Genomic DNA, 19,058 nt, shown 5'->3' on the forward strand with positions numbered 1-19,058 from the left:
AAAATAGGAAAAGTTAATTGGATAAGTAAGAGTTTATTTAAATAATTAAACGAAAGGTCAAATTAATCCTTTCTTTCATTTTTACTGTTGATTTAGCAATTCGATGTTCCCAGTTTTCCTGTAAATCCCCTTTCATAATGAGTAACGAACCGTGAGGCAATGGCAAACTGTATTTGCTCTGATGATGGTCTTTTTTTCTGAAATCAAAGTTTCTGGTTTGACCTAAACTGATTGATGCAATCACAGGTCGTTTTCCATAGCGGCTTTCTTTATCTCTGTGCCATGCCACGGAATCATTATTATCACGATACAGGTTTAATAAAACACCATTGAACTGATACCCAAATTCTTTTTCTATCCTTTCTTTTAAAGTATAAAGCTCGGGAGTCCAAGGATTAGTTCCTGAAACATTTCCGTCTGAATCGTAAGAGCTATCATTTCCTCCATACCAAGCAGTAAGGCGGGGTGTTACAACTGTTTTATCATACATCTTCTGAGTTCGCTGTTCCCAAGGTGTCGTTTTCAGCAGTATATCTTTCAATTCATCGGCTTCTTTGCTGCTCAGGAAATGTTCCTTGTATTCCAAAAGGTCTTTTGGAAATTTATAAAACTCTTCCGTATCAAATAAACTCAGCTGACTCATTGCAATTTTCTATTAAAATATTTATATTTGATCTGGCCCGTTTATACGGGATTTTTTTCATCATTTGTGTTTTTGCTTCCCTTAGGAGATTTTTTTTTATGAAGTAATGTTAGGAAACTTATTTTTGAGCTTTATTCAAATGAATTCAATTCTTATCTCCTATTTTTTCTTTAATCTGTTTGATATCGGTCTTGATCTCTGTCATAAAGTTTTGAATATTACGTTCTGCAAATTCATCAGCTCCATATTCTATCGTATTGATACTACAGGCAAATTCCCAGATCTCTTTAATTTCAGATAATGGAATTTTATATGGCTCATAAAATTGATTGTCAGCTTTTACCCATATACTGTCTGCTTCATGAAACTGGAATCTTTTGTAACTGATTCCATCATTAGTGGTGATGAAAATATAAGTCCGGTCCGTTTTCAGATCAGAAAGATTTTCTACATATTTTCCAACAATATAAGTTCCGTTCTTATAAGGCGGCATAGAATCTCCGTCCGCTGGAAACGCTCTAAACTTCCCACCTTTTAAAAAAGGTAAGGATATCGTTTCCAAACTTTCTATGTATTCCGGATCTCCATAACCGTTCAGATAACCCATAGAGGCTTTTTGTGGAATAATCTCAATCTGATCGTTTCCATCCTGATCAACCCTGATAGGCAGAACAATCCTATTGTCAGGGAGCTCCATAATCTCATCAATCGAATATTTGCTGACGTTGATGGTCAAAAGTAAATCGATGCTGATATTATAATATCTTGAAATTTTCACTAAAATATCAAGGGGTGGCGCTGCGGCATCATCTTCATACTTACTATATCGGCCTCGGGTAATTAAAAGATCATCGGCAACCTTTTGTTGAGACAGATTGAGCTTACCTCTTAAATACCGCATGTTTTCTGATAAAATTGACATTGCTATAAATTATAGCAACAAATATACAATTTTTTGCTACAAATCGTGATAATTTTGTCAAATGGAACGAGCGATTGCACATATGGATCTGGATACATTCTTTGTTTCCTGTGAACGGCTGAGAGACTCTGTATTGGAGAATCAGCCCGTGATCATAGGTGGCGGAGATCGTGGTGTAGTAGCATCTTGTTCCTATGAAGCCAGGAAATTTGGGGTTCGTTCTGCGATGCCTTTGCGAATGGCTTTACGCTTATGTCCCGAAGCGCAGGTTATCAAAGGTGATATGGAGTATTATTCCAAAATGTCACATTTGGTGACTGAAATCATTCAGGAAAAAGTTCCTGTTATGGAAAAAGCAAGTGTAGACGAGTTCTATCTTGATCTGTCGGGCATGGATAAGTTCTTCGGCTGCTATCAATGGACAACCGAAATTGCGGAAGCGGTAAAGAAAAATACAGGTCTACCTATTAGTTTTGCATTGTCTACCAATAAAACAGTTTCAAAGATTGGAACAGGTGAAGCAAAGCCAGCCGGTAAATTAGAATTAAAACCGCTCGCAATACAGCCTTTTTTAAATCCTTTATCCGTCAGAAAGATTCCTATGGTTGGTGATGTGACCTTTGAACTCCTTTCAAGATTAGGTGTAAGAAAGATTGAAACACTTGCTAAAATGCCAGTGGATGTGCTTCAGGAATTAATTGGAAAAAATGGAACTGAGTTATGGAAAAAAGCCAATGGCATTGATTTAAATCCTGTGATTCAATATTCAGAGCGTAAATCCATATCAACTGAAACAACTTTTTCCGAAGACACCATCGATATTCCGAATATCAGAAGTATTCTTTCCGGAATGGTTGAACAGTTATGCTACCAGTTAAGACAGGAAAAATGGCTGACCTCAACGGTATCAGTAAGAATAAGATATGCCAACTTTGATACAGAGACTAAACAATGTAAGGTGGCTTATACCTCAGCAGACCACACATTGCTGAAATATATTCTGGAACTCTTCAAGAAAGTTTATACCCGAAGAATGAGAATTCGTCTTGTAGGTGTCAAGTTTACAGGACTGGTTCACGGAAGCCATCAGATGAATCTTTTTGAAGATACCGAAGAGCTGATCTCATTATATCAGACCATGGATAAAATGAAAGACCGTTTTGGTGCTAAAAGCCTTGGAAGGGCTTCCGGTTTTTTGACTCAATAAATAAAATTATGTTCCTCAATTGTCATACCTATCATAGCCTTCGTTATGGGACTATTTCTGTTGAAGAATTAGTTGATCTGGCTATGGATTATAAGCTGAAAGTTCTTGCGCTAACTGATATCAATACCGTAACGGGAATCTATCAGTTTTATAAACTGTGTGAAGATAAAGGCATTAAACCTATTGTAGGCGTTGATGTCAGAGTTGAAAATGAGCAGTATTATATATGCTTAGCGAAGAACCCGAAAGGAATAGCTGAAGTCAACAGGCTTTTGACCGATTATAATTGTGAAAATATTGAAATTCCAAAATCTAATCCTCAATTAGAAAACTGCTTTGTGATTTATACTTTACAAAATAAACCTGATATATTATTGGAACACGAGTTTATCGGAATCAGACAAGATGAGTTAAACCTTTTAATCAATTCTGAATTCAAATCCCTCACTCATAAAATGGTTATCCTTCATCCGGTAACGTTTAAGACTGATGACGAATACGAACTTCATAAAATATTACGAGCCATAGATGGTAATATTCTTTTTACAAAACTGGCTGAAAAAGATTATTGTAGAAAAGATGAGTTGTTTATGAGTAAGAAAACTCTTCTCGATCAGTTTAAGCATTACCCAGAAATCGTTGAAAACACGAAATTTATCGTCAGTCAATGCAGTTTTGATTTTGAATTTAAAACCCCGAAGAATAAAAAATATTATACTGACAGCAAGGAAAATGACTTTAAATTGTTATCCCAGCTTGCTTATGAAGGTTTATCTCATAGATATCCTGATAATAACAGACAGGCTATTGAGAGAGCTGAAAAAGAATTAACAGTTATTCATCAACTTAATTTTTGCGGCTACTTCTTGATTACTTGGGATATTATTCAATACAGTAAGCGTATGGGTTTTATGCACGTCGGAAGAGGAAGTGGCGCTAACAGTATTATAGCTTATTGTTTAGGCATTTCCGACATATGTCCTCTAGAGCTAGATTTGTACTTTGAGCGTTTTCTAAACTTAAACCGTAAAAGTCCTCCCGACTTCGACATCGATTGGAGTTGGAAGAATCGTGACACTATTTTGGAATACATTTTTGATAAATATGGAAAAAATCACGTTGCTTTTTGTGGAACTAATGTGGAGTTCAAGAGAAAATCGAGATTCAGAGAACTGGGAAAAGTCTTTGGACTGCCGAAAGATGAACTAGATCAGCTTTCAAAAAAACCGAGAGAACTACACGATCAAAATTCAATTGTTCAAGAGATTTATAAGTATGAACAGTTGTTAGTTGGATTTCCCAATCAAAGAAGTATGCATTCTTGTGGGATTCTTATTTCCGAAGAACCTATTACAAATTATTCAGTTTTAGAATTTCCTCCAAAAGAATTTCCAATTGTTCAGTTTGATATGCATACAGCTGAGGATATTGGTCTGGAAAAGTTTGACATTCTTTCACAAAGAGGATTGGGAACGATTAAAGATACCGTTAATCTAATTAAAGAAAAAAAGGGAATCAATGTAGATATTGAAGATACCAGAATCTCTAAGGATGAAGTCAAGTGCAATGAATTTTTGAGCATTGGAAAGACCATTGGTTGTTTCTACATTGAATCTCCAGCTATGCGTGGACTTTTGAGAAGATTAAAATGTGATAATTACAAAGTATTGGTTGCTGCATCATCAATTATTCGTCCAGGAGTTGCACAGAGTGGAATGATGCGGGAGTACATTTTCCGACACAATCATCCCGGTCAATTTGAATACTTCCACGATGTATTTGAAAAAGAATTAGGCGAAACCTATGGCATTATGGTTTATCAAGAAGATGTCATTAAAATTGCGATGCACTTTGGTGGAGTTTCTGCAGCTAATGGAGATGTTCTTCGAAGAGCTATGAGTGGTAAAGGACGATCACTTTCAGCTTTACAAAAATTAAAAGATGATTTCTTTGAATCCTGCAAAAGGAAAGGACATCCTGAGCAGCTTTCTCAGGAAGTATATCGACAGATTGAATCTTTTGCCGGCTACTCCTTTTGTAAAGCACACTCTGCTTCTTATGCCGTGGAGAGCTATCAGAGTCTGTTTCTGAAAGCCTATTACCCTATCGAATTTATGGTATCTGCTATTAATAATGGCGGTGGTTTTTACCGAACAGAAGTTTATGTACACGAGGCGAAGATGTCAGGTGCTAAAATTCATAACCCCTGCATTAACCTAAGCGAATTTCATACAACATTATATGGAACAGATGTGTACTTAGGTCTAATGCATATTGAAAAACTTGAAGCTTCTATCAAAGTAAATATCCCGGAAGAAAGGAAAGAAAACGGCGATTACGGATCATTAGAAGATTTTATAAAAAGAGTCAACATTGGTATTGAAACTTTACAGATATTAATTTTTGTCGGGGCTTTCAGATTTACCGGAAAGCAGAAACACGAACTTTTAATTGAAGCAAGATTCCTACTTTCAAAGAATCAATATAAAAGCAAGATCATATCATTATTTGAGGAACCTCAAAAAGATTATAAGCTACCGACAATAGATAGAAACCCTTTTGAAGACGCTTTTGATGAAATTGAAATTTTAGGATTTCCAGTTTCCTATTCGATCTTTGATTTACTCAAGACTAAATACAGAGGTCACGTTTTGGTTAAAGATCTCTTGAAGTATCATAAAAAACAGGTTAAAATGCTGGCATATTTAATTTCCAGGAAACACGTTCCTATCAAGATGAGAAATCATCCTGGAAAGAAAGACGATATGTATTTCGGAACATGGATCGATGCTGAAGGTGAGTATTTTGACACGGCACATTTTCCCGACAGTTTAAAACAATTTCCCTTTAAGGAAGGAGGAGTCTACCTTTTATTAGGAACTGTTGAAGTAGATTATCATTTTCCTACTATTACCATTACTAAAATGGCAAAAATGCCTTTGATTGCCGATCCGCGATATTCGATGGATGATGAAAAATCTAAAGAAATGGAAAGAAGTCTACGGGAAGACGTTAGTATGACTCACCGAAATCCCTATCCACAGGAACATGAAATTGGATTACCAAGAAAAAAGATAAACTGATTCTTTAGTATTCTTGTTATTTATTTTCACAAAGTTCCAGACCTTTAGTGATAAAATCTCCGTATGAAATTTTTAATCCAGCCCATTTGGGATCATCCAACCATATTTCATCAACTTTACTGATAGCAGCATTATTATGTGAAACACCTTTAGCAGTTCCATTTAAAGCATATGTCTTTCCATTGCTGGCCTTGCAGTAAATTTCTTTATATCCAGAACAATAAACTTCAACTTCATCAACTGAAAATGGCCATTTTTCTCCATACTCCAGCTTTGAAAATTTTATTGTATTTCGCTGGACTGGGTTAGAACACGATAATATTAATACTAAAAGTAATAAACTGTAAATAGCTTTCATTTTTTAATTTTGTCAAAGATAGATTTGAAAACTAAATTGACATTACGGGAAACCGTATTACTAAGAACATAAATAGTATTTATGACAAATCTTCTTTATTCACAACAATACCAAGCTGGGTTATAAGAAATGTCTTTTGTTCAAAGATTTGGTTCATAATCATCCATACTTTATCCACTAGAGAAAATGTTTTTTGATGGTCCTTATTAATAATAGTTAGTAAACCTGTGTAGGTAATGCTTTTTATCTTTTGATAATTTCCATTAAAAAACAGTCTATGATCTGTAAAATCGTAAGATTTCAAAACCATTTCAAAAGGTTTTTGAGTGTGTAGATTTTTTTTAAGAACCATTACAGAATCATACAATCTTATTTTTGTGCCATCTTTATTTTCAATATAAACCAAATATTGCTGTGTTTCAGGAAGTATAATTTCATTATCGTCATTTGTTTTAACAACTATTCTTGTGACCTCTGGTCTGCTCACATTGATCTTGAAAAATAAATCTAAAATTCCAAATTCAACTTCTCTGTTCAAAAATAACCATATATGAAAATCAAACAGTTATGATTTTATGGTACAAATAAGATACAGAAAAAGCTGTTTTTTTCATACGATTAAGTTTTGAGAAACAGTATAAATCTGTTCAATATACCTAACTAAATCTGAAAGCAGCCTGCATTAATTCTTGTTCTGATCGTGAAATTCCAATTTTGCTAGCGATTTCTTTCCATTGTTTTACTGAATTGAAAACTTCGTTCAAGATGTTGTCCATTTCGGATTGATTTAATCTAAAAAAAACACCTACGCTTTTCGCTAATTCAAAATCCAATACATTGTTATCCATATCAATATTTAAAGCCAAACCATCTTTATCTATTGAAGGGTTTAAATCATAAGCTGGAGATAACACCCAACCTTCGTCAGTCAAAATAAATCCATGATTGCGAAGATGGTCGTCCGTATTGGAAACAGCAATATTAAAAACAATTCTTCGCCAAAACTGGTGTAGATTTTCATTAACCTTACAACCATAATTCTGAATAAACTCTACGATATCCAAATAACTTGCTGGTTGACTTTTAATTGTGTCTTCATTGTTTCCAGTCATCGTCATTGCTGATGAAAAATGAATTCTTTCCTTACCCATTCGATCAAAACGCTTGGTAAAAAAGGTGTGATATTTTCCACTTACTTTTTCAATTTTACATTCCGCCATTTCGATTCCTGCTTTTATCGCTAATTGGTAGGTTAAATATTCCCAAGCGGCTTTATCAATTGTATCATTTTTGGAAGGGAATTTCGCAATCCAAAGTTGATTTTTTTCATCTAAAACATTGGCTTTGGGTCTTGCACCGCCCAAGGAAGATCCTGGTGCAATAAGTATTTTCAGCCATTTATTTATAGCTTCGTTATCCGTATCATTTTCGTAGTGAACAACGGCTTGTTGCAATTCCCGAACCGTTGACCAAGGCGGAGTTGATTTTTCGGAATCATTATCTAAGAAATCTTCGTTAGGATCCAATTTAAACCGAAAAGCACCCATTCTTGTTTCGTCAAAAACGCCCAATAGATAATCAATATCATACAGCGTTTTAGGATTTTGGCCTTTCGATTTGGCTAACTGAATTTCCCGTCGTTTCATTAATGTTCGACCCCAAGTATCAGGCATACTGTCTAGGAAAATCCCGAAATTCTCTTTATTATTTGGAAATTGTTGCCCGGAATAAAATTGAATATCCGGATCAATCAATCTTTGAGTGTTGGATTTTAACCAATTCCTATCATATTCAAAACTAAAAGCCTTTCGTCCTTTGGCTTGATGTGCAGACAAAATGCCCAACAGCACCGGTTCGGCTAATCCAAGCCAGTGTGCATAAACATAGATGTCGGTTTTATTTGTTTCCATTTTATAAGAGATCTAAATCTTGAAGTTTTCTGCCGAATTCATCATCAGCTGCCAATTTCAAGAAATCGTTTTGCAATCCCAATACACGCAATACATTAAAATAAGCACCCATTGCCACACTACTATCTCCTTTTTCTACTAAATATAAAGTAGAACGAGCAATGCCTGCACGTTCGGCAACCTGTATTGCCGTTAGTTTTCTACGCTTTCGAGCTAATTTTATGTTCTCACCCATTTGCTCTAAAAGAGCAGTGTATTTGGGTAAAACTATTTGCTTCTTCATTTGAAATGATTGTTATTTCATACAAAAATAACTAAAATGATTGAAATAACGGACGTTTAAAATAATTAAACATCAATTTTTGACATTCTTTACTTAAAAAGTGCATTATAATTCACTTTTCAATCCTGTTAAAACAAAATCGATTCACTTTATGTAAAAAGTGCATTTAAAGGCACTTATTTTAGAATTGAATTAAAAAAAATACTAATTTTGTAAAAAAGTGCAGTATATGACACTAATCAATTTAATTGAACAAATAAAAGATCGTCGGAAAGTACTAGATGTAACGCAAGAAACATTGGCTGAAATTTCGGGTGTTGGATTGCGTACGCTCAAACAATTTGAAAGTGGAAAGGGAAATCCAACTTTAGAAACTTTACAAAAATTGTGTGATGCATTGGGCTTGGAAATTCAATTGCAAATCAAAAAAACTGACTCATGAGAACTGCAAATGTTTTATACAAAGGTCAATTAGCTGGAATACTCACACAAAAAGATGACGGAAGTTTTCATTTTAAATACAATGAAAATTGGCTTTCTGATGATTCTAAACCTGCTATCAGTTTGACCTTGCCGAAAAAAGAAATTGAATTTAATGCGAAAACATTATTTCCATTTTTTTATCATTTATTACCTGAAGGAAGCAATAAAAGAATCGTTTGCAGAACGTATAAAATCGATGAAGATGATGCTTTCGGAATATTGCTTCATATTTCAAAAGACGACACCATTGGAGCAGTAACTCTACAACGAATTTAAAATGAAACCAGAAATAAATAATTGCCCAGGAAGTTTGAAAGAAGGATTTTCTACTTACAGTCCAACGGTTATAAAAAAACTGTTTGGTGGTAAAAAAGTCAATCCTATTCTACCCTATCTTTCTCCTTCCAATGCAGAAGATAAAAAAAATTTCAATGCCAATCAAACCCATATTTCTATTTCGGGATTTCAAGAAAAATATTCTTTATTACTTGATGGAAACAGGCTTCGTCTTACTAATGAAGGTGAACACGGACACTACATTTTAAAACCAATTTCTGATCTTCCGAAAAATGCGGATTTTGCACCAGCCAATGAACATTTAACGATGCAAATTGCTCAACAAGTTTTCAAAATTGAAACGGCAGAAAATGCGTTGGTATTTTTTGAAGATGGAAGTCCTGCTTACTTGACTAAACGGTTTGATTATGATGTTGATGGAAATAAATTAGCGGTAGAAGATTTCGCATCATTACTCCAAAAAAGTCCTGCAAAAGATGGTGAACAATACAAATATGAAGGAAATTATCTCGAGCTTTTTGACGCTTTAAAAAAATATGTCCCAGCTTGGAAAGTAGAAGCTCCAAAATTATTTACACTGATTCTATTTAATTATTTATTTTCAAATGGTGATGCACATTTGAAAAATTTCTCTTTCATAGAAACCCAGCAAGGCGATTTCAAACTAAGTCCAGCTTATGATTTGTTGAATACTAAAATTCATATAGACGATTCTGATTTTGCTTTAAAAGATGGACTTTTACCCAAATCTCTAGCACAAGGAAAAATCCTCAATCAATTTTTACTTTTAGGCGAAAAAGCTGGAATCCCTGAAAAAACCATTTCTAAAATCATCCAAAACCTTACTTCTCATGAAGAAAAAATAATTGAGCTCATAAACCACTCTTTCCTTAATGAAAAATTGAAAAGAAATTATTTGCAAGGTTATCAGGGGAAGTTGAAGAAGTTGAAAGGCTAATAAAAATATATTTAGTATCAAAAATCATTCTTTAGATGCTCATAAATCATCACCATAGCTAAGGTGTCTAATTCACAATACTTCAATAATCCTCGTAAAAGTTCTTTTCTTTCACGATCGGGCATATCTATATATTGCAATTTTGCATAAGCCGTTAATGCCGCTCCTCCATCCGCAATCAAATCCATTTCGGAAATCAGTTTATCCAACTCCTCACTTGTCCAATCTTGGAAAAGTGAGGGTAATGATTTGTACGGATTTATAAAACCAAATTTATCAGGTTGAAGCCAAATATGATCCGAAGAAAAATTTTTACTACTTACATCAATTTCAAAAATGGGCTTACTGTACTTATTCTGTAAAAAAAGACTACTATTTATTATTGCAGGTAATACAAATTTTATGGAGTTAGACCCTTTCATTAATGGATTATAATAATAATCTAGAATTATTTTTCGTAAGTCAATCATATCTCGATTTCCTTTCCAAACATTGGTATTTGTTTTTGTAGAATGTGTAATTGTTTTTAAAAAGTCGATTAGCTCTGTTTTATCAAATTCATCACTTTTTTCCAACTGGGAGATTATTGCACATAAAATAGTATTTTCATGATCTGCAAATCGAAAAATAGAACCATTATCATTTTCTAAGGTTTTTTTTAAGGCTCTGACGAAATAAAAATTAGGAAAGCTACCAGGAGTGCTATTGATGTATTCCGAATGATGTTCTATTCTTCCATCTTCAAAGTATAGATGCTCAGAAAACTGAAACGCTATTTGTTCATATGGAAGCATTCCTTTTGTAAAAGGTAGAGCGACAGCACTGGTTTCAAAATCAATAAAATGTAGTGGAAAAACCCACGTGTTCATCTCTTCCTTAAGAGCTTCCGTCTCTATATGAATCGAAGTATCGCTGGCAATCGCTTTTTCTACTTGTATCCATCTTCGCTCACTTGTAGAAATTTTTCCAGCTTCAGGTTTGATTTTAAAATCGTCTTGAGTTAATTGTTCCATCAAAAGTCTGTTTTCCTCAACCAAACCTTTTCCTTGGAAATTCCACACCTCAAAAGCATTAGGTTTTTCAAAATCAGTAGATTTCCATCCTAGTTGATGAGAAAAACATTTTTCAAATCCACTCAAAAGTCCCCGTTTTTTTTGCTCTTCATTGGCTTTGAATTCACAATTTTTACAAGATGAATAATTTATAGGCCAATTGAGGAATTCATTCTTTCGATAGGTATTCGAAAATAAATCAACTATCTCTTCAAAAGTTAAACTTTCCAAATATTGAAATTTATCAGCAATTATATCATTGATGATTTCATCAACATTAACCTCTGATAAGACAGTTCCACCGATCTCTTCAATAGAGGACAGTTTCTTAACAATATCTTTTCTTGGATCTCCATTAATAGGAACTCTAAACATTTGGTTCAATCCATCAATAGTGGCTATCTTTGTTTTATCAGCTAAACACAAAAAAGCAGTAAAATCATAATCAGGATATTGTTTTTGAGCTACATATTTCTGAAAAGCCAAATCATACAAATAGGGCTTCCAGCTAGCAACTAACCCTCCTTTTTTTCCTAAGAATGTATACTCGTCAGTAGAATTAAAACTTTTTGCTTTTACTTCTATCAAGCGAACATTATCACCTTTCTTTTCGACAATATCCGTTCTTACAAAAAGATTTTCATAGCCAAATCCTGCTTCGAATAAAATGACATCTAATTCAGTCAAATGATCTTTTGTAAATTGCAATGCTTCATCATACTGATGATGATCTACATCAACAAAAACACCCTGCGGATAACCAAGTCGAGCGAGCTCTTCTACCTGAAAACCGCCTTGTGCTAATGCTTTTAAAAAAGTATCTTCTACTTTGGTATTGGCATATTCTTTTTTACTCGTAAAAAAGAGTTTGTTAGGACATTCTAATCCGAGTTTGAAACGAGACTTAGTGAGAGGCTTATTTTTCATTTTTTAAATGATTATTATTTCACACAAAAACAAACAAAATGATTGAAATATCGGACTTTTAGAAAATTAATATATCTCTTGCTTATTTACTCAATTCTTTCGCCAACATTTCGGCTTGCTTCAAAATGGTTTCCGTTGCCAACAACTGCATATCTGGTGGATAGCCATATTTACGTAGCAATCGCTTTACCGCTACTTTCAGCTTTGCCCGCACGCTCTCTTTGATATTCCAATCAATGCTTGCGTTTTGTTTTATTGTGTTGGTTAATTCAACCGCAAGTTCACGTAACTTTTCTTGCTGAAGTAATTCTTTAGCACTATCATTATTAGAAACTGCGGTATAAAAAGCATACTCGTATTCTGTTAAGCCTAACTTTTTAGGTTCGCTGTCTAACTCGACTATATCTTTACTTAAATGAATTAATTCATCAATCACCTCTGCAGCTGTTAAAATTTTATTATGGTAGCGATTAATTGATTGCTCCAACATTTCCAGTAACTTCTTACTTTGCACTAAATTGGTTTTAGTTCTGGATTTTATTTCATCATTTAGCAACTTCTTTAAAACCTCTAATGCGACATTTTTGTGTTGCATATCTTTCAATTCCATCAAGAATTCATCTGATAAGATAGAAATATCAGGTTTTTTAATACCTGCTGCATCGAAAACATCAATCACTTGATCGGAAACTAAAGCTTGATCAATTACTTGACGAATGGTTGTTTCAATTTCTTCATCTGTTTTATCTGAACCCGTAATATCAAACTTTGCTAACCTTGCTTTAACGGCTTGGAAAAATGAGATTTCATCTTTAGCATCCATAGCTTGATCGTGTGGTATAGCAATGGCAAATGCTTTTGATAAAGCAGTTACTTCATCAATATATCTTTTCTTACCATTTTCTAAACCTAGGATATGATCTTCGGCAGCTAATATCATCGACAGTTTTTTTGATGTATCAGCATCGAAATAATCTTCATAAGGGAAACCATGATACATGGCAGAAATCACTTCAATTTTTTCTAACATATAAGCTACCGCCTGATCTTGTGCCACAGCAGGATCTCCTTTACCTCCCGCATCAGAATAGAATGCTAACGCTTTTTTCAAATCGGAAGCAATTCCTAAATAATCAACGATTAAACCACCTGGCTTATCTTTATACACACGGTTAACACGAGCAATCGCCTGCATCAGATTGTGCCCTTTCATAGGTTTATCGATATACAGGGTATGCATACTAGGCGCATCAAAACCTGTTAGCCACATATCACGAACAATAACCAATTCTAATTCATCATTAGGATCTTTCATACGTTCGGCTAACATTCTACGTTGCTCTTTGGTCGTGTGGAATTTAGCCAATTCAGGACCATCAGAAGATGCAGAAGTCATAATAACTTTTATCTTTCCTTTTTTCAAATCGTCCGAATGCCATTCAGGTTTTATAGCAATAATCGCATTGTACAAATCCGCCGCAATACGACGACTCATTGACACGATCATTCCTTTCCCTTGAAACACTTCCTGGCGTTGAGTAAAATGACCGACAATATCAGCAGCTATATTTTGAACACGTTGTTTCCCACCAATCAAGGCTTCTAACTGAGTCCATTTACTTTTGGCTTTTTGAGTGGCTGTTAAATCTTCCTGATCCAATTCATCATCCAGCTCATCTACTAATTCCTTTCCTTCTTCGGTTAATTTTACCTTCGCCAATCGGCTTTCATAGAAAATACGAACTGTTGCTCCGTCTTCTACTGCTTGAGCTATATCGTAGATATCTACATAATTACCGAAAACTGCTGGTGTATTGACATCCGTACTTTCAATTGGTGTTCCTGTAAAACCTAAATACGTCGCATTAGGTAAGGCATCACGCATATATTTTGCAAATCCATACACGATTTTTTTACCAATTACATTTCCCTTTTCATCCTTATCATCAACCGTTTTAGCACTAAAACCATACTGTGTACGGTGTGCCTCGTCTGCTATGACAATGATGTTTTCTCTGGCGGATAATGTTTCAAAAATATTTCCTTCTTCGGGTTGAAATTTTTGTATCGTCGTGAAAATTACACCACCTGAATTTACCTTCAATAAGTCTTTCAATTGTTTGCGATCCGTTGCCTGGACAGGATCTTGACGCAATAATTGTTTCGAAGCCGCAAAGGTGTCAAATAATTGATCGTCCAAATCATTACGGTCCGTTATCACTAAAACCGTTGGATTATCTAAGGCTAATACAATTTTACCTGTATAAAACACCATAGATAAGGATTTACCGGAACCTTGTGTATGCCAAACCACACCACCTTTTCGGTCGCCTGCAGGTTGGTTTTTAACGCCTGGTAAACCGTAGCTTTCAGGAGATTCCATTACTAAATTCCCTAATGTTTGTTTTGAAACAAAACCAGAAGCTCTTTTAGTAGATTCTACCGCACGATTTACGGCATAATATTGATGATAAGCTGCTAATTTCTTTACCGTTTGTATGGTAACAATTCCATCTGCATCTTCTTTTTTAAATTTTTCGAAAACCACAAAATGTCTCACCAAATCCAATACTACGCTTGGTTGCAACATTCCTTTAATCAATGTTTCTAATTGGCTGATTTGTTTAGAAGCTTCGGAGATACCATCTGTAGTTTTCCAAGCCATAAAACGACTCAAACCTGCCGAAATCGTTCCTGCTTTCGCTTCCAATCCATCAGAAATAACCGAGAAAGCATTGAAAGTAAACAAAGATGAAATCATTGCTTTGTAGGTTTCTATTTGTCGGAAGGCAGATTGAATGGTGGTTTTATCATCCGTAGCGTTCTTTAACTCAATCACAACTAATGGTAAACCATTGACAAAAAGAATGATATCTGGTCTTTTATTTACTCCGTTTTCTACGATAGTAAATTGATTGACTACTAAAAATTCGTTGTGTAATGGATTTTCAAAATCAATTAAAAACACACGATCCCCACGTTCCTGTCCATTCACACGTTTGGTTACCGGAATACCTTCGGTTAATAACCGGTGAAAGCTTTCATTGTTTGATAACACATCAGGCGAAGCAATACGCAAAATTTGCTTCACTGCATCTTGTTGTGCATCAGGAGGAATCGTTGGGTTGATACGACGAACCGCATTTTCTAAACGTTGTTTTAAAACAACCTCTTCAAATGATGTTCTTTCCGTATCTCCTGCATCAGGAGCTAACTGAACCCCATTGATATAGGTATATCCTTGGTGTTCTAATAATGCTATAGCGAGTTGTTCTATTTCGTTTTCGGTCATGGTTGTTTATTTTTAATTCACACTTAAAATTGATTCCATTTTACGTTGATGCTCTTTAATGTCCTCAAAATTCCATTCTAAACCATGTTTACGATTATTTTCCAATAAATTATCTTTACATTTCTGCATCATAATCATAAACTTAATTGAAGCAATACTAATTTGTCTGATCTTACCTGAATCCAGGTAATGGCTTAATTTTGCATTTGGATCCCAATTGTTTCCTGAACTATTCATTTCACTACCAATCATTGCATAATTTCCTAAACAATTAATCTGGTCTTGGGTGGGTCTTCCATCGTTTCCATCAGCTTTGGCTTGAGGATAAAAATGTTCTAAACTTCTTCTTGTTCTTGAAAAATAGAATTGTTCAAATAATTTTAAACCAAAATCACTACATCCTAAATTCTCAAAGAAAATTTTACGTTCGGTACTACCTTCTTTTGTTTTTTCACCGCGTAATTCATCAAAGTATTTTTCCCACAACTTATAATCAAGAAAATTAAAGACGAATAATGGAATGCCGTTAGAACGTACATTTCCATCACCATAGACTTCGTTAAAACTCAAATCTGCATTTTCTGGCGTAACAACTAGTTTGTTGTCAACAAGTATAGTACTATCAAAACTACCTGGATTCGGTACGTTGATCGCATTTAGTTTTGTTGGATCCAAGTAAACATCTTGAAAATACTTATCTGCTAAATTCCTGACGAATTGAAGGTATTTTTGAAGATCTGGCCCCTCGTTAAAGAGATGTAACAGGCAGTAGAACAAGTAATTTTTTCTTTGTCTTGCTGTAAATGATACTTCAAACATCGATAATAACTGTACTAAGTTATGCTGAATTTCACTTTCACCATCCAGATTTTTCAAATATTCATTTTTACCTTCTTTCTGCCAAAACTGAAGTTTCCATGGATTACTTTCCAACGTATCATTTTCATTGGAATGGTGCACCACATAGTTATCTAAATAATATCTTGTTTTTAGTAAATTAAAGCCAAACTCCTTTGCAAAACTTTCATTCAATTCTATTTTGTCGAATTCACGAATCAACTCCTTATCATCCAAAATAAAATCTGTTGCCACAAAATCGGGCTCAGAAATTCTTGTTATTTTAAGTACAATTAATAAAAAATTTGAAAAATCGATGATGGGCTGGAAGGTATCTAAGTCCACATAATCAGCTCCGCCAAGATCACCAACTTTACTTTTTACAAGAGTCAAAATAGATTTTTTACCCGATCCAACTTCAACCTGTGGTAATTCGTCAAAACTTGAGATTATTAATTCATGATGATTATTTCCAAAAATCGCACTTTGCCTATATTTCTGCTGAATGTAAACACTCATTACACTACAGTATTCCCATAATTGGCTAAATTTGACTTTATCACTTTCATCCAATTGCTCGATAAGACGCGCTTTTATAATCTCATGTTTTTCTAACTGTTCCCCTCTAGAATTCATTATTTCGAAATAATGATTTAAGTCTATATCTTGTGGAACATTGTAATGAATAATATGAACATTATTTTGAAAGTATTTTTTGTAGCTTTCTAAATCTTCAGCAGGAATAATTTTCTTAATTGCATTTTTAGCAAATCCATAACCGCTAATGATCCCATTATCCTTCTCTTCGTTTTCAAATAAAGGAATATTTTTTATGGTTTCATTCGACTTTTTACGAGCTCTGTACGTTAATTTATTTTTACGATAAATATCTAGCGCAGAAAGAACCAAATTAATCGTTGTTAAACGTTGCTGTCCATCAATTACTTCATATACCTGATCACCTTTATGATAAGACACCAAAGTACCTATAAAGTAGGTGTTTTTTCCTTGAAGAAAAGCGTCATATACATCCTGAATTAATGCTGAAATTTCATCATCTTGCCATGCGTAATTTCTTTGATAAATCGGCACTTCGTAAGTAACCTGATTACCATTGTATATTTCGTCTATCGATTGTTCTTTTAGTGGTAAAACAGCTCTTGCCATATTAATCTTCTTCAATAAATTTATTTAATTTGAAATAGTGCAGGTAATTTAGATAAACACCATTCTCTTGATAGTGTATATCGTTATTTGTCGCCTTAATTTTATTCCAAGAAAGTGGACTTAAATGATCCGAAAGCAGGCTTAATAATGCTACTGGTGAATCTGCTTCTGTGATCATTTTATAGATATTAAATGAATTTTTAACATCACTTCCTAAAATATAATTTTGAGCAGACTGCCAACCTAAGTTTTGGTATTGAGCCCTTAATGAAAACGCCCATATAAAAGCGTAAACTACAAATTGCTTCTCTAACATTTCTTTGTCTACTTTGGTTGGACGTTCGCTTGGGCAAAATCTGTCTACATAAAGTAAAATCGCAGTATCAAACAATAATCGTGTAATTCCATTCCCTACACCATTTTTATATTTGCGTAGATCTAATGTTTTAACGATCTCGTTATCATTGATAAAATAACCTTCGTATTTATTATTGTTTTGGATATCTTTTAGAATGTGGAAGTAATGTTTTGCATAATCAAAAAATGATTTTCCTGCAATAATGGGTGTATCTATCTGAAACGGTTTTAAACCTCCCATCCCTGCTACAAACGGCATAGACGATTGATTGACCATATCAGCGTAAGCATAAGCTCCTTTAAAAAATTGCGCATAGGGATAATTACCTGTATGGTTAATCCCTTTGAATTTTTGGATATTACTCTCGTTCAGTTCACCTGCTCTATTACCTTTAATCCATTCTTTTAATCGGTAGAGATAATCACTGAACAGCAGTGACAATTTTTTCTGATCTAAATCTTCCCAGTCCTTCACGATTTTTTCTGTTTCAGCAATAGCCAAACTGTTCATTTCTCTAAGGTGATATGCCTTTAAAAGATCGTGCGGATACAACTTTTTGCCACGAGCATTTTGTGAGTCAAAAAATTGAAAAGCTTCTGAAATATCTTCCGTAATAACCACAATTAATTCGCAGTTATTTTTTACGTAATCGTACAGTTCTGCACGTTCTCTATGATCCGAGATGTTGTGGATGCGTCTTTCTAATGTTCTGTAGTTATTAGGAATATTTCTGGCATTGAACATATCGTCTGTTAACGATTGCCTTAAGAAATCAATATCATCGCCACTACCTTCATTAAACGCCATTAACAGCAGGGAAAATGTGATAGTACGTTGTTGACCATCTACTATATTATAGATTAATTTTGCCTTGTCGTAATGTAAAATAAGAGTTCCTACACGATAGGTTTCTTTATTTTGATTTTTGGCGTCGATGATATCGTCAAAAAGTTGAACTGCATTTTTTGCTGTCCATTTATATGGTCGCTGATAAGGTGGTATCACCAAATTGATTGAACTTAAAGGTTTACCTTCTGCATTTTTGCTGATGGTAGAACCTAAAAGTAAATCTCCAATAGTTGTGATGGCTAATTGAAGTGCTGCACTCATGTTTTTTTGGTTATATTTAGCTTTGGTTAATCGCTTTAAGGCGCCGCATTTTCACACAGCTCCTTTTAGGTTTTTATACCTTCACCCGCACCTCGCCACTCATTAACTTAGGTAATAAGGTGTCGCGAAGTTGAGTTAGGGTTTGGATTTTAACTTTCAATTTCGTTTTCA

General features: G+C 34.3%; 15 protein-coding genes. 5 read left to right on the forward strand and 10 right to left on the reverse strand.

Annotated features, from left to right (window positions below):
• Window positions 1-37: 37 nt before the first annotated feature.
• Both H6W52_RS01965 and H6W52_RS01970 read right to left on the reverse strand, forming a co-directional pair.
• Complete coding sequence (locus H6W52_RS01965; RefSeq protein WP_002977361.1) at window positions 38-643, reverse strand: alpha-ketoglutarate-dependent dioxygenase AlkB family protein; 606 nt, start codon at window positions 641-643, stop codon at window positions 38-40.
• Between the two features lie 145 nt (window positions 644-788).
• On the reverse strand, window positions 789-1,565 hold the full coding sequence (locus H6W52_RS01970; RefSeq protein ID WP_027383734.1) for an XRE family transcriptional regulator: 777 nt from the start codon (window positions 1,563-1,565) through the stop codon (window positions 789-791).
• A gap of 61 nt (window positions 1,566-1,626) precedes the next feature.
• Between H6W52_RS01970 and dinB the strand changes: the two genes are divergently transcribed.
• Window positions 1,627-2,772, forward strand: a complete 1,146-nt coding sequence (gene dinB / locus H6W52_RS01975; RefSeq protein ID WP_027383735.1) for a DNA polymerase IV — start codon at window positions 1,627-1,629, stop codon at window positions 2,770-2,772.
• 8 nt (window positions 2,773-2,780) lie between these two features.
• The gene (locus tag H6W52_RS01980; RefSeq protein ID WP_002977358.1) at window positions 2,781-5,855 is read left to right on the forward strand and encodes a DNA polymerase III subunit alpha; all 3,075 of its coding nucleotides are present in this window, start codon (window positions 2,781-2,783) and stop codon (window positions 5,853-5,855) included.
• A 16-nt stretch (window positions 5,856-5,871) separates the two neighbouring features.
• On the opposite strand, the gene H6W52_RS01985 is transcribed toward H6W52_RS01980, so the two are convergent.
• The 4 genes from H6W52_RS01985 to H6W52_RS02000 all read right to left on the reverse strand — a co-directional run bounded on the left by H6W52_RS01985 (window position 5,872) and on the right by H6W52_RS02000 (window position 8,406).
• Window positions 5,872-6,213: a DUF2511 domain-containing protein gene (locus tag H6W52_RS01985; RefSeq protein ID WP_002977357.1), complete on the reverse strand. Its 342-nt coding sequence runs from the start codon at window positions 6,211-6,213 to the stop codon at window positions 5,872-5,874.
• 79 nt (window positions 6,214-6,292) lie between these two features.
• Entirely contained in the window at window positions 6,293-6,751 is a 459-nt protein-coding gene (locus H6W52_RS01990; protein WP_185216396.1) for a hypothetical protein, read from the reverse strand.
• A 118-nt stretch (window positions 6,752-6,869) separates the two neighbouring features.
• Window positions 6,870-8,123 carry a type II toxin-antitoxin system HipA family toxin gene (locus H6W52_RS01995; RefSeq protein ID WP_185216398.1) on the reverse strand — a complete coding sequence of 418 codons (1,254 nt, stop codon included), beginning with the start codon at window positions 8,121-8,123 and terminating at the stop codon, window positions 6,870-6,872.
• A 1-nt stretch (window position 8,124) separates the two neighbouring features.
• Window positions 8,125-8,406, reverse strand: coding sequence for a helix-turn-helix domain-containing protein (locus tag H6W52_RS02000; protein ID WP_185216400.1), 282 nt, complete (start codon window positions 8,404-8,406; stop codon window positions 8,125-8,127).
• Window positions 8,407-8,635: 229 nt separating this feature from the next.
• Here H6W52_RS02000 and H6W52_RS02005 point away from each other — a divergent pair, with 229 nt between their 5' ends.
• Genes H6W52_RS02005 through H6W52_RS02015 form a run of 3 tightly spaced genes read left to right on the forward strand, consistent with a single transcriptional unit; the run spans window position 8,636 to window position 10,144 of the window.
• Window positions 8,636-8,848: a helix-turn-helix domain-containing protein gene (locus H6W52_RS02005; RefSeq protein ID WP_185216402.1), complete on the forward strand. Its 213-nt coding sequence runs from the start codon at window positions 8,636-8,638 to the stop codon at window positions 8,846-8,848.
• Window positions 8,845-9,165 carry a HipA N-terminal domain-containing protein gene (locus tag H6W52_RS02010; RefSeq protein WP_185216404.1) on the forward strand — a complete coding sequence of 107 codons (321 nt, stop codon included), beginning with the start codon at window positions 8,845-8,847 and terminating at the stop codon, window positions 9,163-9,165. The genes H6W52_RS02005 and H6W52_RS02010 overlap by 4 nt, the downstream gene beginning before the upstream one ends.
• A gap of 1 nt (window position 9,166) precedes the next feature.
• The gene (locus tag H6W52_RS02015) at window positions 9,167-10,144 is read left to right on the forward strand and encodes a type II toxin-antitoxin system HipA family toxin (RefSeq protein WP_185216406.1); all 978 of its coding nucleotides are present in this window, start codon (window positions 9,167-9,169) and stop codon (window positions 10,142-10,144) included.
• 17 nt (window positions 10,145-10,161) lie between these two features.
• Here H6W52_RS02015 and H6W52_RS02020 read toward each other — a convergent pair whose 3' ends face one another.
• The 4 genes from H6W52_RS02020 to H6W52_RS02035 all read right to left on the reverse strand — a co-directional run bounded on the left by H6W52_RS02020 (window position 10,162) and on the right by H6W52_RS02035 (window position 18,887).
• Window positions 10,162-12,123, reverse strand: a complete 1,962-nt coding sequence (locus H6W52_RS02020) for a DUF2779 domain-containing protein (protein WP_185216408.1) — start codon at window positions 12,121-12,123, stop codon at window positions 10,162-10,164.
• An 82-nt stretch (window positions 12,124-12,205) separates the two neighbouring features.
• Window positions 12,206-15,415 carry a type I restriction endonuclease subunit R gene (locus tag H6W52_RS02025; protein ID WP_185216411.1) on the reverse strand — a complete coding sequence of 1,070 codons (3,210 nt, stop codon included), beginning with the start codon at window positions 15,413-15,415 and terminating at the stop codon, window positions 12,206-12,208.
• Window positions 15,416-15,427: 12 nt separating this feature from the next.
• Entirely contained in the window at window positions 15,428-17,419 is a 1,992-nt protein-coding gene (locus H6W52_RS02030) for a DUF262 domain-containing protein (protein WP_185216413.1), read from the reverse strand.
• Between the two features lies 1 nt (window position 17,420).
• Complete coding sequence (locus H6W52_RS02035) at window positions 17,421-18,887, reverse strand: DUF262 domain-containing protein (protein ID WP_185216415.1); 1,467 nt, start codon at window positions 18,885-18,887, stop codon at window positions 17,421-17,423.
• Between the last annotated feature and the right edge of the window lie 171 nt (window positions 18,888-19,058).

It is taken from the genome of Chryseobacterium sp. C2(2020), assembly GCF_014218915.1.
Classification (GTDB): domain Bacteria; phylum Bacteroidota; class Bacteroidia; order Flavobacteriales; family Weeksellaceae; genus Chryseobacterium; species Chryseobacterium mucoviscidosis.

Excerpts from the sequence above, each read along its gene's own strand:
- H6W52_RS02035 (WP_185216415.1), bottom strand. The coding sequence starts at position 18,887 with ATGAGTGCAGCACTTCAATTAGCCATCACAACTATTGGAGATTTACTT.
- H6W52_RS01970 (WP_027383734.1), bottom strand. The coding sequence starts at position 1,565 with ATGTCAATTTTATCAGAAAACATGCGGTATTTAAGAGGTAAGCTCAAT.
- H6W52_RS02010 (WP_185216404.1), top strand. The coding sequence starts at position 8,845 with ATGAGAACTGCAAATGTTTTATACAAAGGTCAATTAGCTGGAATACTC.
- H6W52_RS02030 (WP_185216413.1), bottom strand. The coding sequence starts at position 17,419 with ATGGCAAGAGCTGTTTTACCACTAAAAGAACAATCGATAGACGAAATA.
- H6W52_RS01995 (WP_185216398.1), bottom strand. The coding sequence starts at position 8,123 with ATGGAAACAAATAAAACCGACATCTATGTTTATGCACACTGGCTTGGA.
- H6W52_RS01985 (WP_002977357.1), bottom strand. The coding sequence starts at position 6,213 with ATGAAAGCTATTTACAGTTTATTACTTTTAGTATTAATATTATCGTGT.
- H6W52_RS01965 (WP_002977361.1), bottom strand. The coding sequence starts at position 643 with ATGAGTCAGCTGAGTTTATTTGATACGGAAGAGTTTTATAAATTTCCA.
- H6W52_RS02005 (WP_185216402.1), top strand. The coding sequence starts at position 8,636 with ATGACACTAATCAATTTAATTGAACAAATAAAAGATCGTCGGAAAGTA.
- H6W52_RS02015 (WP_185216406.1), top strand. The coding sequence starts at position 9,167 with ATGAAACCAGAAATAAATAATTGCCCAGGAAGTTTGAAAGAAGGATTT.
- H6W52_RS02020 (WP_185216408.1), bottom strand. The coding sequence starts at position 12,123 with ATGAAAAATAAGCCTCTCACTAAGTCTCGTTTCAAACTCGGATTAGAA.
- H6W52_RS01980 (WP_002977358.1), top strand. The coding sequence starts at position 2,781 with ATGTTCCTCAATTGTCATACCTATCATAGCCTTCGTTATGGGACTATT.
- dinB (WP_027383735.1), top strand. The coding sequence starts at position 1,627 with ATGGAACGAGCGATTGCACATATGGATCTGGATACATTCTTTGTTTCC.
- H6W52_RS02000 (WP_185216400.1), bottom strand. The coding sequence starts at position 8,406 with ATGAAGAAGCAAATAGTTTTACCCAAATACACTGCTCTTTTAGAGCAA.
- H6W52_RS02025 (WP_185216411.1), bottom strand. The coding sequence starts at position 15,415 with ATGACCGAAAACGAAATAGAACAACTCGCTATAGCATTATTAGAACAC.